The sequence below is a fragment of the Marinoscillum sp. HNIBRBA16962 genome, assembly GCF_057801515.1.
On record NZ_CM173603.1, the window covers coordinates 3,272,141 to 3,288,225 of the forward strand.

The window sequence follows — 16,085 nt, forward strand, 5'->3', positions numbered from 1 at the left end:
AAGCTGAATGGCGGCTTATGAAATGTTATTTTTTACAAAACGGACCGCTTTAATACCCTCAAAATCGTAGCGAATATTCTTCTCATAGTCATAGTTTTAAAAAAGAGCCGGAGGAAATCCCCGGCTCTCAAGTAATCTAAATCTACTTATGGTTTTTCTGCATCGTAAAGGGTGGTTACTTCAGTATCAGTAAATGCCACACTGAAAATCCTGAATTCATCCACACTTCCTTTATAGAAGTTTATCAACTTTCCGGTAGTTTCTTCAATTTCAGTTGAATAATTCATGAATCCTGTGGCAGTATGATCTTTACCGGCTCCAAAACCTATAGCTAATGTTGCGTCAACACCGTCAGCCGGAGAACCATCATTCTGAATATCCTTCAATGAAAGGTCTTTGAAAAGCCAGTCTGTTCCGGAGGATAACCATTGGAAAGTGGCAATTTTCACACCATTGATATACATTGTCTTGGTCTGGGCATCCGCATCAACAGTCATAACAAAATGAGCCCAGCTATCAACCGCCTCGTTCTTAATGTAATCTCGATTGTCCTTGATTTGCTCCAGTACATAACTCCATCCACTTGCATCCGGATTTTCGTTCACTGTCAGGTTTGAATTAAGTTCTGACCAAGCGGTGGCCTGAGGAACACTCTCACTGTTATTACCAATATTTACATGATTGGTCGGAACTTTGAAAAAGAACTCCTCAAAAGCCTCAGCAGTAGGGTCTTGAGATCTTCGCCCCAATTCAAGGAAGTATCCTCTTTCGGCACCCAATCCCATTAAGAATCTGGTCTGTGGAAAATCCTGACCATCTTGACCATGATAGTCAGAAGAAGATGTATTCATCCAGAAGCTAATGGTGATAGACGAAGGAATAAGGTCAGAACCCTCAACTTCAACGATATTAGCACCTGTACCATCAAAAGTTGCCGCTGAACCTGGGATACCCAGCCTATCTTCACCGTACATTAATCCGGAAGCTGATACGGTGTGTGAACCGGCTCCATCTACTGCCTCTTGAAAATCAAAACTCAAATAAAGTACTTGATCATCTACTCTTGGAGGCACGACTGCAGCTCTTCCTGCTGTAGTGAATGTTCTGGAAGTTGTTGTAAACTCCCCACCATCATTTCCTTTGACCGTAGCATCCACGGCAAGAGTATACTCAGTACCACCTTCCAGCATTTCCGAAGGTGAGATCGTAACAGCAGCCCCTGTAGCTGTGACCGTCGTAGCAACAGCCCCACCATCACTTGATAAAGCTACACTAGTAGATGATACCGTAGCAGCATCAACCTCAGCTGAAAAAGTAATAGTAATGACTGCATCAATAGGAACTCCCGCAGCAGATGTTGCTGCATTCAGATCTACGGTTGTCTCTTCACCTGTACTCAGATCGGTTCCGGTCGCTTCAATACTTACAATACTCAAAGCTGCTGGTCCGTCATCGTCTTTATTACAGCTAACAAATACTATAAGACTTGCCGTCAAAACAAGTCCCAGTAAATTTTTAATTGTTTTCATACTTCATTCTCTTTTAGTTATAAATAATTATTATTTGATTGAGTAAAATTCTTCTTTATCAATAATTAGGGTTTTGCGTGATCTTCCCTTCAGAAACATCAATCTCCACCTGGGGAATTGGGAACAATTCATGCTTACCTTCCACAAAACCAAGTGGTCCTAATAGATCCCCCGCACGATCTGTTCTTACCAGGTCCCAAAACCTTAGCCCTTCAAAAGCCAGCTCAAAATTCCGCTCCTCTTCAATGGCCAGGCGTAATGCCGCCTTATCTGTAGTAGTAACATCAGGGAGGATGGAGTTATCCCCACCTCTGGCTCTTTCACGGACCATATTCAGGTAGGTGAGTGCATCGTCAGGTTTATTGTTTTCGTTCAAGGCTTCGGCTGCCATAAGCAGCACATCCGCATACCTGATAATCCTCCGGTTGTGACCCCATGATTCAAGTGTGCCCTGTCCCGGGTGCCAAACCTTTTGGTTATAACATTCAATTTCAATAATCTCGTTCTGATCATTGTAGGTAGTATCCGGCGTAGGTCCTTCCCCTATGGTTTCCACACCATCGAGCACCTCACCCAGGAAAATGACGCTGGCATCCATACGTGGGTCATCATTGGCCTCCATCATCAAGATCCATGGATAAGCCGGTCTGTTAAACCCCCATCCCCTGTTTGGAGTGCCTCTTATCGCCTGTGTATTTCCAAATTGGTTTCCTCCATTTCCGAAATTCAATGGGGCGGCTGGTATTTCCCATACCGAGCCTGTGCCTCCGACATTGTCCTCATTGAATACATTTTCAAAACTCGGATCAAGTGTGTACTGGCCGGAGTTGATCACCTCAAGAGCGAGCCGTTCAGCTTCCGTATAATTACCCCGATATAGATAAAGCCGGGCCATAAGTGCCTTGGCGGCTCCCCTGGTCACACGCCCCAGATCTTCGGGTGCATATTCGGATTTTTCCGGAAGGTTTTCGGCTGCAAATTCCAGGTCGGGGAAAATAATTTCTGACCAGATGATTTCCACATCAGTCCGTCCTAAGTCAAGCGGCGGATCCACTTCCAACACCATGGGTACACCCCCAAAACTCCTGGCCATGATGGAATAAAAATACCCTCTCAAATAACGAGCTTCTGCGATCAGCCGCGTTTTCAGATTTTCATTCATCGATATACCGGGCACTTCGGTGATAACGAGGTTTGCCCGACGGATAGCCTGATAAATGGTCTTGTACCATGACTCGAGCCTCGGCTGAAACGGGTCATACGAAAACTCTTCAAAGGCTATTAAATCCGATCCATCTCCGGGATTGCTCCCCTTCGTAGCATGATCAGACATGATATCCAGCAATGGAGGCCCCCCGGTATTGATCTGCCATTGTCTCATGGAGTTGTACACTGCGTTTGTAGCCAGTACAGCGTCTTCAGGTGTTTCCGGAAATGTGCCCGCAGTGAGTTCGCTGAGCGGCGGGCGGTCCAGGAAATCTTCACCGCAAGAGAAGAGAACGCTTACAAAAAGAATAGTGAATAAATATTTTAAGTAATTCATTTGATTAGAACGTTAAGTTTAAACCAACACTGTAGACTTTAGTAACCGGGTATACCCCCCTGTCAATCACCCCATCCAAAGGGCTACCTGCTCCCAGGTCCGGAGAATAGCCTGTAAATTCGGTCCATGTAAAGAGGTTTGTTCCCCTGGCATAAAGGCGCACAGACTGTGCGTTGATAGTATTCAGCCAGGCTGCCGGCAGGTTATAACTCAGTGTAGCGGTACGCAAGCGCAGAAAGGAACCGTCTTCAACAAAATAATCAGATGGAGAAAAATTGACTCCACCCTGACTTGCTCTAGGATGCTCATTGGTCGAGCCTTCGCCGGTCCAGCGCTTGTAAAATTTGTCTTCATAATTCAACAATGCATGTCTGATGACCTGCTTGCCATTGTAGATGTCCACTCCGGTCTGCCCCTGAAAGTCGAGGGCCAGGCTTATACCCTTATAGCCTACCGAAGTGCTAAAGCCAAATATGAAATCAGGAATAGAAGAACCGATTACGGTACGGTCCTGAGCATTCAGCACCCCATCTCCGTTTGTATCCCGGTAAATAAAATCCCCCACCTGCTGTTGTGACAGCCTGGGAAACTTGTCCAGATCGCCGGCATTTTGAAACACTCCGGCCACTTCATATCCGTAGAAAAACCCGATAGGCATCCCAACCACAGTCTGTGCTATGCGTTGTCCATTTCCCAAATCTCCCGCAGTAAGGATAGAGTCCGCTCCAATATCTTCCCCTAAATCCAAAACCTCATTTTCTACAAATGACCCAAGCACTCCTACCTGATAATTGAAATCACCGATCTGATCTCTCCAGGAGGTATTGAACTCAAAACCCCGGTTCTGAACTGTAGCAGCATTGTGAATAATTTTTTGAAATGCCCCGATACCTGTATAACCTGCTGGTTCCAGACCCACCAAAATGTCATTAGTCGTTTTCACATAATAATCCACCTCAGAAGTCAGTCTTCCGTTAAACAAGTCAAAATTCAACCCCACATCAAACTGTTCAGTCTCTTCCCATCGTAAAGCCGGGTTTCCTGCTCCTGATAGTGTGGCCCCCGGATACAACTGCTCATTCGGTCCGAAAACGGCTCCATTACCGGAAGAAATAGTTGAAAACTGTGCATTTCCGTTTATTTTTTCATTCCCTACAAGCCCCCAGCTCGTTCTGATCTTGACATTGTCTATGAAATTGATGTCCGGAAAAAATTCCTCATCGCTCAGGTTCCAGCCTAAGGCAAATGAGGGGAATGAGCCATACCGGTTGTCTACGCCAAATTTCGATGAACCATCACGTCGGAAGGTCGCCGTAAATAAGTATTTATCCTGTAAGGAATAATTTACCCGGAAGAGAACCGATTGAATGGCTGAATGACCTCCTGAATTGGAAACACTCTGTAGTAAAGGATCTCCATCTGCGGCATTGATATACCAAAAGTTTTCACTTTCCCGGAGTAAGTTTTGTCCTGAACCGGACAGGAACTCAGACCTGACTTCCTGGGCGGTATATCCTACCACTGCATTGATCCTGTGAACCCCGAACTGTTTCACATAGGAAAGTGTATTTTCCCAAAGGACGAAACTATTATCGCTATACCCTTGAGAAATATCACTGGTTTCATTTTGCTGCAAAGGAGCTACAAAAAATTCGGGTGTGAAGCTTTTATTCTTGTTGATTCCAAACGAGAACTGAAAGCTGGTTTTAAACGAAAAGCCATCTAAAAAATCATATTTCAGAAAAAGGTTCCCCACACTTTCCATGCTCTTGGTACTGCTATTGGAATATTCAATAGCCGCCAGAGCGTTGGCACTGCCCCGTACTTCAGCAAACGAGCCGTCATCGTTGTACGGTTCGCTTATAGGCCAGGCCCTGAGCGCGGTATTGACCACCCCAGGGGCATTCTGCTTGTCTTTTAAGGCTACTGAAAGATTGACCCCCAGGTCGAGACCTTCAACTATCGTATAGTTTGTGTTAATCTTAATGGTAATTCGTTCGAGACCCGATTTTGGTACGATCCCTTCATGAGCGAAATACCCCAATCCAAAATAGTAATCGATCTTATCCGATGCACCACTGACGGAAGCCGAATAGGATTCTATAGGGGTCATGCTTTGGTAGATTTCATCCTGCCAGTCTGTATTGGGCAGGGCATCCAGGTTATTGTAGGTTCCGGGAGTGATTTCATTTACATAGGTTGCAAATTCGCGACCGTTCATCAACCCGATCTTATTGGCAATGGACTCCCAGCCCCGCTCTGCACTGAAGTTTATCCGCACATCCCCCTTTTTACCTCTTTTGGTGGTGACAATAATCACTCCGTTGCTCCCCCTGGAGCCAAAGATGGCCGTAGCAGAAGCATCTTTGAGTACTTCCACCGATTCTATGTCGTTAGCATTAAGAAAATCAAGCGAGTTACCTTCCTCAATGATCACTCCGTCCACTACGAAAATCGGATTGTTATTATTCAGGGTAGTTATACCCCTTAGTCGCACTACGGGAGTGGCTCCGGGATCTCCACTGGTGTTTAATACCTGAAGACCGGAAACTTTACCCTGTAAGGCCTGTACAGGGTTTGCATTGGGCACCTTTACCAGATCCTCACTCTTTACCGAGGATACAGCTCCGGTAAGGTCGCTTTTCCTTACCGTACCATAGCCGACAACTACCACTTCTTCTAACTGTGATAAGTCTGATGCTAACTCAACGTCAATTTGAGTTTGACTGCCAACAGGCCTATCAACTGACTTGTAACCAACATAGCTAATCGTTAAAATCGCATCAGGACTCGATACGGTAAGCTGATAATTTCCATCTATGTCTGTAATGGTACCGTTGATGGTCCCCTTCTCTACAACATTAGCGCCTATCAATGCCTCTCCGTTCTCCCCATCCGTTATGGTTCCGGATACGGTCGTACTTTGAGCCATTGACAGGGTAACTAAAAGAGAGAAAATTAAACTTGTAATAGTTCTCTTCATTCTTTTGTGAAATTGATAGTTTGACAACGATTGCACGGTACAACTTTAGGAGATTTTCATTCATTTTCAAAAAAATTAGGAAAATTATATATTAGAATAATGCAATAAATATGGAAATTACATCTCTAAATATTTGAGTCAAAATATCGGTTGGATAACAATTATAATAAGTATATAAATTCTATCATCCAATTTTTTTTGATTACCGTATCGGATGGATAACAGAAAAACAGGCAGGAAAAAATTCTTTAAATATTACAAAATATTTTTTTCAGGCTTTGGTAAATCTTCCAGGTTTAAGAAGATTTCATTGAGTTTTTGCTTCTCTTCTTTGGTGCAGCTCCTTATCCTTTTCTTAAAGTCTGAGATGGTATTTTTTCTCAGATCGATAATTTCAGACATTTCAGACAGTGTATACTGATCCTTGTTAAGCGTTTCGTAGAGGATGTAAAATGCCTTTTCTAGTGGGAACCGAATCCCATGGAACAAGGTATGCGTAGTTGGTGATTCCTGATAACCACATCTGCTGCATCTCCTGCTGAATGGGACCGCTCCTTCACTATACGAAGGGCTTTCACACTTATGACACGAAAAGCCCAACTTCCACTTCATATTACTGAGTGCTTTTAAGCAATCTTCTTTTCCGGAAAAAACCTCCTTAAACTCCGGGTAAGTCATCTCCTTGTTCTGAAGACGTTCTCTCTGTATTGATTTGATATTATTTCTAAGTCTCCAGTTATCAAGGTCCAGAATGGTATTGATTTCGGATATTTCCTGTTTCTGCTGAAACAGCAAGGTGTTTTTTTCTCTCAACTCCAGGGTACGCTGCTCTACCACTGATTCCAGTTTGGCATTCATCCGATCCTTCAACCGGGCATTCTCTTCATGCTGTAAAATGATTCTACGTGTGGCCCGATCCCTGTTGTCCTTTAATATTCGTACCCTGTCACTAAGAGCGAATGACAGGAAAAGCATTTCAAAGACAAAACAAATATGTAAGCTATAATAAGATAGAATGTAAAAAGGAATGACGGAAAGCATCAGGAGAGCTTTCAGAATAAATCCAAGAAAAAGAAACCCAAACGCCACAATAAAAAAACGGGCCGGCTTGTAGCCCCTTCTGAACACAAAGATGCTGCCCACGAAAATGATCACCAGGGGTATAAGCTCAATATTACGGTATTGAAACAACGAAGGCTCAAAAAACAGTGCAGCCAGAAACAAAAGTATCCTTAGCCCTAATACCACATTGAGTAGTTTGTCCACCCGTGGCGCTCTGGCACTTAAGTTGAGAAATTTTTTACTGAACAGAATGGCCCAGAATATTATTAAGAATAATGCCACACCATGCGCTATCTGGTTCCACCCGGGACTGTTTGGCCAAAGGTATTGATAGGCGATCCCATCCACACTCATAGCAAAAAGCCCTACACTTATAATATAAAAGGTGTAGTACAGATACTTCACCTCCCTTATAGCCGAGTAGATGAGCATATTGTAAAGCGAGATGATGAGGATCATACCATAGAAAATACCATACAAGTAATACTCTACGAGGGCATAACCTACAAACCGATCATAACTACGTACCGCCACCCTGATATCTGCATACTCATGACTCGCTACCCTGAAATAGACAAGGTAATTACCTGCTTTTGGTAGTTGAATCTGAAAATTTTTATGCGTTAAAGCTTTATTCTTAAATGCATAATAGTCTCCCATCTGAAAGACCCTGAAAGTGGTGTCGTCCTCATGCTGCAGGTATATGTCCAGGGAATCAATGGTTTGATCAAAAAACTCAAGCAGGTATCCTTTATCCGTTTCAGGGAGGACAAGTTTCAGCTTTACCCAATACGCAGCTTTGGTATTGTAATCCTGGGGAGTAAAGTTCAGGTCCTTGTTGAATTTGCTCTGAAATGCAGGTCTTTTGATCTCGTCAAAGGTCACTGACCGGTTTCGATCTTCGTAAAATTCAAGATCTGTTATCTTCAGCTCAATCTCAGAAGTGCCTTCTGACACCACTACCGGAGCTGCATAGAGCAGTATTTGAAAAAGGAGAAAATACATACTGCTATAAAGTTAGTCCTACTTTAGAAATGAAGTTATCGAATCCGTTTCTAAATTCCGTTGGACTGACAATGATACCGAATCGTTTCCTACGCAATAGGCGTCAATACACCGAAATAAACGCTTAACATACCGAAATGTCGTCTCAATGCACCGAAACATCATCTCAACGTACCGAAATGCTTGCTCAATGCGCCGAAATGTTGTCTCAATGCATCGAAATATGTGCTCAATGCACCGAAATGTCTGCTCAACGTACCGAAATACTATCTCAACGCGCCGAAACCTCATCTCAATGAACCGAAATATCAACTGAATGAGGCATTGAGGCATCCTAAAATCTGATGATCCTACTACAGTTTTACAGTGCTTCATACTTAATCCTACAAGGGATTGACCTGTATGACCACTTTATTTCTACATTTTCAAACTAAAAGTCATTTATTAGCATTATGGTGTAAACTATTGTTTGCCAACAGTAGAACCTTCATTAACATTGTATACCGAAAAAACGGTAAACCTTTTTTTGAATGGAATTAAGCAGAGAAAACGTACTAAAAGCGCTAAGTGAAGTTCAGGACCCTGATCTGAAGAAAGATCTGGTGTCCCTGAATATGATCCACAATATTCAAACCTCATCTGACCTGATCAAATTTACCGTAATGCTGACCACCCCGGCATGTCCCCTGAAGGAAATGATCAGAAAAGATTGTGAGAATGCCATCAAAAAACATTTCGGTGATATTAAGACGGAAATCGAAATGTCCAGCAATGTGACGACCACCCGTAACAATGCCCCTCTCCTTCCGGGTGTCAAAAACATCATAGCCATAGCTTCCGGAAAAGGGGGCGTTGGAAAGTCTACCGTGGCAGCAAACCTTGCGGTAGCCCTGGCCAAAACAGGAGCAGAAGTCGGGTTAATTGATGCCGATATATATGGCCCCTCCGTGCCTACCATGTTTAACTGCGAGTACGAGCAGCCTAGCGTAATTCAGGAGGATGGAAAAAACAAAATTGTGCCCATTCAGCAATATGGAGTAAAACTGATGTCAATAGGTTTCCTATCGGATCCGGAAAACGCTGTAGTCTGGCGGGGACCTATGGCCAGCTCGGCACTGAAGCAGTTTTTAGGAGACACTTCCTGGGGAGAGCTTGATTACTTGCTGATAGACTTACCTCCCGGCACTAGCGATATTCACCTGACCCTGGTGCAATCAGTACCCGTAACGGGCGCTGTGATCGTCACCACCCCCCAAAAAGTAGCGCTTGCAGATGCACAAAAGGGGATTGCTATGTTCAAACAACCACAAATTAATGTCCCTGTTTTGGGTATCGTGGAAAACATGGCTTACTTTACACCTGAAGAACTGCCGGATAATAAGTATTTTATTTTTGGTGAAAATGGAGGAAGAAACTTAGCAGATAAATTTGATGTTTCTCTGCTAGGCCAAATTCCCCTGGTACAAGCCATCCGGGAGAGCGGAGATTCAGGATATCCTGCCGTGCTGAAAGACGATGTAACAGCACAGGCATTTCGGGACCTGGCTCAGTCCCTGGCTCAGCAGGTTGCGATCAGAAATGCATCAATGGCTGAAACAAAAAAAGTAGAGATCAACACGTAACCCATGGCAAACAAAGAACTGATCGATAAAATAGAAACTGCATTAGACAACATAAGACCCTATCTGGAAGCAGATGGCGGCAATGTAAAGGTTCTTGAAATTACAGATCAAAACATTGTCAGGCTTGAGTTGCTGGGAAATTGCGGATCATGTCCTATGTCTTCAATGACCTTGAAAGCAGGCGTGGAAGAAGCGATAAAGAAGGCAGTTCCGGAAGTAGAAGGTGTGGAAGCGATAAACCTTACCTCCTCTGATGACCCTAATGCAAGATTACCTCAAACCATGATGTAAAATGAAGGGGATCATTTTCTACCTCTGTCTCCTCCCTACTTTGCTCCTGGCACAAGACCGGTGTGCAACAAACCAAATCCCGGCTAATCAGATTAGATCTGAGCAAAAAACTCAGTTTGAAGGTTGGCTCAAGGACCGTATGGTCTTAAAAAAACAATTCAAACAGGCCGCCACTTCAACATCACTTCAGCAGGTATACCAAATACCCGTAGTATTCCACGTAATCCATGATGGTTCGGACCTTGGTGATGGTGTAAACCTTCCGGATGAAAAAATTATAGAACAGCTGAATATCATCAATGAAGACTTTCGTCGGCTCAATGAAGATGCAGACAATACGCCGGAAGCGTTTCTCCCGGTAGCTACAGATACTGAAATAGAATTTGTAATGGCTAAAAGAGATCCGGAAGGATTGCCCACCTCAGGAATTGTCCGTGTAGCCGGAGAAGTGGAGTATGCTCCATCAGACGATGCGGAATTAAAATCTATTAGCTTCTGGCCTCCGGAAGACTATTTAAACATATACATAACCAATCTCTCCGGTGGTAATCTTGGTTATGCACAATTTCCTTTTTCTAACCTGGAAGGCATTGCATCTGAGCTTGAAAACTATCGTCACACAGATGGTGTTGTCCTGGATTACCAGTGGATTGGTGTAAATACGGAAACCGGGAGTTTTGACAGTTATGGGCGTACAGCTACCCACGAAATTGGTCATTACCTGGGGTTGAGACACATATGGGGCGATACGCCAACGAGCTGCACTACGGATGACTTCTGCGATGACACACCGTTTCAGCTCAATTCAACTTCCGGGTGTGATTTGGATAAACAATCCTGCGGATCAAAGGACATGATCCAGAACTATATGGATTATACGGATGACGAGTGCATGAACTTGTTTACCCTGTGCCAGCGGGAAAGGATGCGTACGGTGCTGGAGTTTAGCCCAAGGAGAAAAACGCTCCTCACCTCCCCGGCTCTCGCAGAGCCGGTTTATGTAGCAGATGATCTGGGGATCAAGTCGATCTCTAATCCAAGTCAGGCCACATGTGAAGATACGTTTACGCCAGGCATTCAGGTAAGAAACTACGGGACAAATGACATCACCTCTTTTAGAGTCCAGCTTCTCCTAAACGGATTTTCTATAGAAACCAAAGAAGTAATTACCACTCTCGACAGTCTGGCAACCACTGAAGTAAGCTTTGAATCACTTACAATACCTGCCAGTCAGAAAAACACAATCACTTTTCAGATAACCCGGGTAAATGGTGGAGCCGATGGAAACCCCGAAAACGACTCAAAAAGTGTGGTATTGCAACCAGTTTCCAGTCAGCTTCTACCCTTCTCAGAAGACTTTGAAGAAACTACTACTGTGTATCGTACCACAGAAAACGGAAGTACTTCGCTGTGGTCTTTCACCACTGCCACGGATTCTTCAGCTACCAATAAAGCAGCCTATTTGCCATTTTATGAGCAGGAGTCAAACTTTGGTCTACAGGACCTACTGATCACAAAAGTTTTGGATCTGTCATCCCTCAATTCTGCACAGATCAACTTTAAATATGCCTATGCTGCAAGAGCCATTGAAAACACCACTAATACTTATTACCTGGATGGGCTGATCGTGGCAGTATCTACCAACTGTGGAGATGATTTTTATGCCACTGACTATTTATTTGAGCGATACGGCCAACAACTGGCTACTGCATCTGAAACAGATACAGCTTTTTCGACCAACTCTTTTTCAGACTGGGAAGAGGTAAGCCTTAACCTGACCAATTACGCAGGTCACCCACATCTGCAGGTAGCCTTTATTGGTATAAATGGTGGTGGAAACAATATTTTTGTCGATGACATCAATATCACCTCTACCAACTTACTTGCGTATGATGTAGGATTTAGAAAAATTGAAAAGCTTCCGGTAGTCACGTGCTCCCCTGAAATCAATACAACCATTGACATAAAGAACTTTGGCTATGAGAAGATAGACGATATAGAGGTGAATGTATCCGTAAATGGTGTCGTCCAAAACTTCAGTTACACTAACCTCAACCTGCTCTCAGGGTTCACCAAATCATTCCCATTGAACCTGGAAAACCAACTCAATCCGGGGATAAATGAATTTCAGTTTACCATAGATGAAATCAATGGACTGGACGATGAACAAATGACCAATAATATATTGAATTACCAGGTTATATTGGATCAGTCTGCAGAAACCATCCCTGTAAAGGAAAACTACGATACCCCGCTTACCTGGACTTATACATCCCCTACGAATCAATCCATACTGGATACTGTAGAGCTGGAGTCATTCACCGGATCGGATAACACGGCCCTGGTGGCTAAAGCATTTACTGCTATTCTGCCGGGAACACAAAGCTATATCGTATCACCAGATCTTAACACCGGAAATTACCGTGAAGCAGCTATACGTTTTAAATATTCGTATGCGGAGCGCCTGGGTTTTAATGATAACCTGAAGGTTTTGCTTTCCTTTAACTGTGGCCGAACATATGATACCGAAGTATTTAACCTCAACTCCGAGCAACTTGCTGTGACTAGCTCCACTACCGAATGGATACCTGCTCCGGATACTCCTTCTGACTGGAAAACAGCCTTTATAGATATCTCAGAGTATCTTATTTGGGATGACATTCGTATTGCTATTGTATTTACAAACGGAAATGGCAATAACCTGTACCTGGATGATATCGAAGTACTGACAACCAATGACCCAACCCTCCCTGAGTTTGAAAGCCGCCTTAACGTATACCCTAATCCCGCAACGAGGGAATTTAATGTCGCACTTAATCTTCCGGAAAAACAGATAGTCAGAATGCGTTTGGTTGATATGACGGGACGTGTAGTCTTTGATCAGGACTTCCCAAATACCATTAACCAGACCTACACACTTAGAGCTCCCTCCCAAAGTGGCTTTTATTTATTGAGAGTAACTGGAAAAGATGTATTGCTGACCAGAAGGATTTACATTAAACGGTAGATCGGACAGAGGTTATCTATCCTTTCCCTCTGTGTAACTCTGTTCCCTGCTATATAACTAATTTTTCCACTGATTCCGAATCTTCTGAACGCCGATCGGCGCAGATTTAACACTAACAAACTATGTAATTCTGCGAAATTCAGCGAGATCTGCGGGAAAAAAGGCCACTCGGGAAAGAGACAGATTAGTTTTCTGATTTGAGGCCGGAACGATGCTACTGATCCTGACACGACTCTGGTCAGGACGTCACGTGCGTCAGCATTCGGTTTCCAAACCGTGAGGACTCAACGGTTTATCTGTTAACCTTAACTTTAAAGTTTTCTATTGTGTTTTCTTGGGTTAATTTTACCAGCCATGAGAATCGGAATTATTTTTGGGGGTCAATCCCGTGAAAGGGAGATCTCTTTTGCTGGCGGACGTACTGTTTATGACAATCTTAGCAAATCGCTTTTTACTCCCGTTCCCATATTTGTAGATAGTCTTGGTCAGTTTATACTTCTCGACTGGCAATACCTTTACAAGGGTACGATCCGGGATTTTTATCCATCCAGTGACCATTTACCCGAGAGTCCGCATTTCTTTCAGGTATATATTGAGTCTGTTAAAGACAATCCTGAGGCTATTGAAAAGTCCATTGAGCAAATTGGTAAAAAGCTCCAGCCTGAGGAATTGAAAGACTACATGGACTTTGCCTTTCTGACCCTCCATGGCCCCTACGGTGAAGATGGCAATATCCAGGGAATTCTGGAATGGAATGGGATTCCTTATTCGGGTGCGGGCATATTGCCAAGTAGCATCGGGATAGACAAAGTCATACAAAGAAAACTGCTCAGGGAAGCTGGTTTTGAAACCCCCGAAAATACCGCTATATCCCGGGAGAAATGGCTGAATAATCCTGAAGAGATCATCAAATCACTGGAAGCTGGCTTTTCTTACCCCATAGTGATCAAGGCACCGCATCAGGGGTCGAGTATTGGAGTGTCTATTGTAAAAGATACTGAAGAGCTAAGAGCAGGGATCAACCGCTCATTTTTTATTGAAAAAATCAGTCCGGCATCCTGGAAAAGCATGACTGATGAAGCCAGACGAAATTTCCTCATCTCGTTCACCGATATACGCGAAGGACTTGGTTTCCCGGTTTTATGCAATAATCAGTGGATAGCCCATCCGGAAGAACTTTGGGAGCTTTTGGAAAACACCTATGATGAACTAATCCTGGAATCACCTGATGGCGAATCCAAACTGCTTATAGAGTCATTTATCGCGGGGCAGGAGTTTTCGTGCATAGTCATCCAAAATGAGGATGGATCCCCCATAGCGCTTCCACCTACTGAAATTAGAAAATCCCAACAGCTTTTTGACTATCGATCAAAGTACCTGCCCGGAATAAGCCGGAAGATAACCCCTATAAACCTTCCGGACGAAGACATTCAGTTGATACGAAAGCAATGTGAAAAACTCTTTACCAGCCTGAACAGCCAGGTATATGCCCGAATAGATGGCTTTTTCACAAAAGATAAGCAGGTCTACCTGAACGACCCCAATACCACCTCCGGTATGCTCCCTTCTTCGTTCTTCTTTCACCAGGCGGCAGAGATCGGCCTCAATCCATCTCAGTTCCTTACCTACATTATTGATAAAAGTCTGGAAGCACGTCTGAGCTCCGGAAAACAGCTCTTCAGGATCTCGAATCTAAAAAACAACCTTAACGAGGCCCTTAAAAAGGCTTCGGCGGAATTGCAGGATAAAATCAAGGTAGCCGTGATCATGGGTGGCTTTTCGTCCGAACGACACATCAGCGTAGAAAGCGGACGTAATATTTTTGAAAAACTCTCATCTTCGACAAAATACCTCCCTGTACCCGTATTTCTAACCGGAAACGAGCAGGAACATCAGCTTTACCAGCTGCCTATCAACATTATGCTCAAGGACAACGCTGATGACATCAAAGAAAAGATCCTGCATCACCAGAACAGAGAACATCCGGTGATTGAGGCTATAAAAAATCAAACGGAAGGTCTGAAGAAAAAATTTGCTTTCGAAAGTGCCCTGACCCTGCAAAAGCTTGATTATAAGACCCTTTCTGAAGATGTAGACTTTGCTTTCATCGCTTTACATGGCCGGCCGGGAGAGGATGGTGCGGTACAGAAAGAGCTCGAACGGTATGGGGTCCCCTACAATGGGTCTGGCGTGGAGAGTTCGCAAATATCCATCAATAAATACGAAACCAATGAAAAGCTAAAAGCTCACGGAATCCTCATTGCAGATCATGCGTTGGTGGAAGAAGAAGATTATAAAAAAGACCCGACCGGTTTGACAGAAAGTATTGAAACGCGTTTTTCCTACCCATTTATAGCTAAACCCGCTGATGACGGATGTTCGTCCGCAGTAAAGAAGATCAAAAACAGGGAGGAGTTTGAAGCCTTCTGTCAAATGATGTTCAGGGATACTATGGAATTTCCGGGCGCTCCTATGAAAACCTTAAATCTGAAGGCTAATGAAGAGTTCCCTCAAAAGAATTTCTTCCTGGTAGAAGAATTGATCTCCGCTAAAGGCGCAGCTCGGTTTATGGAAATTACAGGTGGAATGCTCACACATCTCAATGAGGACGGTTCTCTGACATATGAACTATTTGAACCATCAGAAGCTTTAGCAAGCGGAGAGGTACTATCTCTGGAGGAGAAATTCCTGGCCGGAGAAGGTCAGAACATTACGCCAGCAAGGTTTTCTAATGATCCGGAGGAATATAAAAGGATATCATCAGCGGTGAAAGACACTTTACGAAAAACTGCTGAGATCATAGGGGTAGAAGGCTACTGCCGAATTGACGCCTTTGTAAGGATATATCCGGACCATGTGGAAACAATAATTATCGAGATCAATTCATTGCCCGGGATGACTCCTGCCACCGCTATTTTTCATCAATCAGCACTCAATAATATGAAACCATATGAGTTTATAGATAAAATTATTGAATTTGGATTCGCGAGACAGAGGCGGCAATAAATTCACTTTGCTTATCTTCGTTTTTTTAAGACCAGTT

At 43.7% G+C, this 16,085-nt stretch carries 8 protein-coding genes; 4 read left to right on the top strand and 4 right to left on the bottom strand.

Annotated elements, in window-relative coordinates:
* Positions 1-146: 146 nt before the first annotated feature.
* The 4 genes from AC3E9V_RS13740 to AC3E9V_RS13755 all read right to left on the bottom strand — a co-directional run bounded on the left by AC3E9V_RS13740 (position 147) and on the right by AC3E9V_RS13755 (position 8,122).
* Positions 147-1,529, bottom strand: a complete 1,383-nt coding sequence (locus AC3E9V_RS13740) for an Ig-like domain-containing protein (protein ID WP_488748700.1) — start codon at positions 1,527-1,529, stop codon at positions 147-149.
* Between the two features lie 58 nt (positions 1,530-1,587).
* Positions 1,588-3,072, bottom strand: a complete 1,485-nt coding sequence (locus tag AC3E9V_RS13745) for a RagB/SusD family nutrient uptake outer membrane protein (protein ID WP_488748701.1) — start codon at positions 3,070-3,072, stop codon at positions 1,588-1,590.
* A gap of 4 nt (positions 3,073-3,076) precedes the next feature.
* Positions 3,077-6,055, bottom strand: coding sequence for a SusC/RagA family TonB-linked outer membrane protein (locus AC3E9V_RS13750; RefSeq protein WP_488748702.1), 2,979 nt, complete (start codon positions 6,053-6,055; stop codon positions 3,077-3,079).
* Between the two features lie 255 nt (positions 6,056-6,310).
* Positions 6,311-8,122, bottom strand: coding sequence for a 7TM diverse intracellular signaling domain-containing protein (locus tag AC3E9V_RS13755; RefSeq protein ID WP_488748703.1), 1,812 nt, complete (start codon positions 8,120-8,122; stop codon positions 6,311-6,313).
* A gap of 530 nt (positions 8,123-8,652) precedes the next feature.
* On the opposite strand from AC3E9V_RS13755, the gene apbC reads away from it, so the two are divergent.
* From apbC to AC3E9V_RS13775, 4 genes are all read left to right on the top strand, one after another.
* Positions 8,653-9,744, top strand: coding sequence for an iron-sulfur cluster carrier protein ApbC (gene apbC, locus AC3E9V_RS13760; RefSeq protein WP_488748704.1), 1,092 nt, complete (start codon positions 8,653-8,655; stop codon positions 9,742-9,744).
* 3 nt (positions 9,745-9,747) lie between these two features.
* Positions 9,748-10,035 (top strand): NifU family protein, encoded by a 288-nt coding sequence (locus AC3E9V_RS13765; RefSeq protein WP_488748705.1) that lies wholly within the window; start codon positions 9,748-9,750, stop codon positions 10,033-10,035.
* Position 10,036: 1 nt separating this feature from the next.
* Entirely contained in the window at positions 10,037-13,042 is a 3,006-nt protein-coding gene (locus AC3E9V_RS13770; protein ID WP_488748706.1) for a M43 family zinc metalloprotease, read from the top strand.
* A gap of 354 nt (positions 13,043-13,396) precedes the next feature.
* Positions 13,397-16,048: a D-alanine--D-alanine ligase family protein gene (locus tag AC3E9V_RS13775; RefSeq protein ID WP_488748707.1), complete on the top strand. Its 2,652-nt coding sequence runs from the start codon at positions 13,397-13,399 to the stop codon at positions 16,046-16,048.
* Positions 16,049-16,085: the final 37 nt, after the last annotated feature.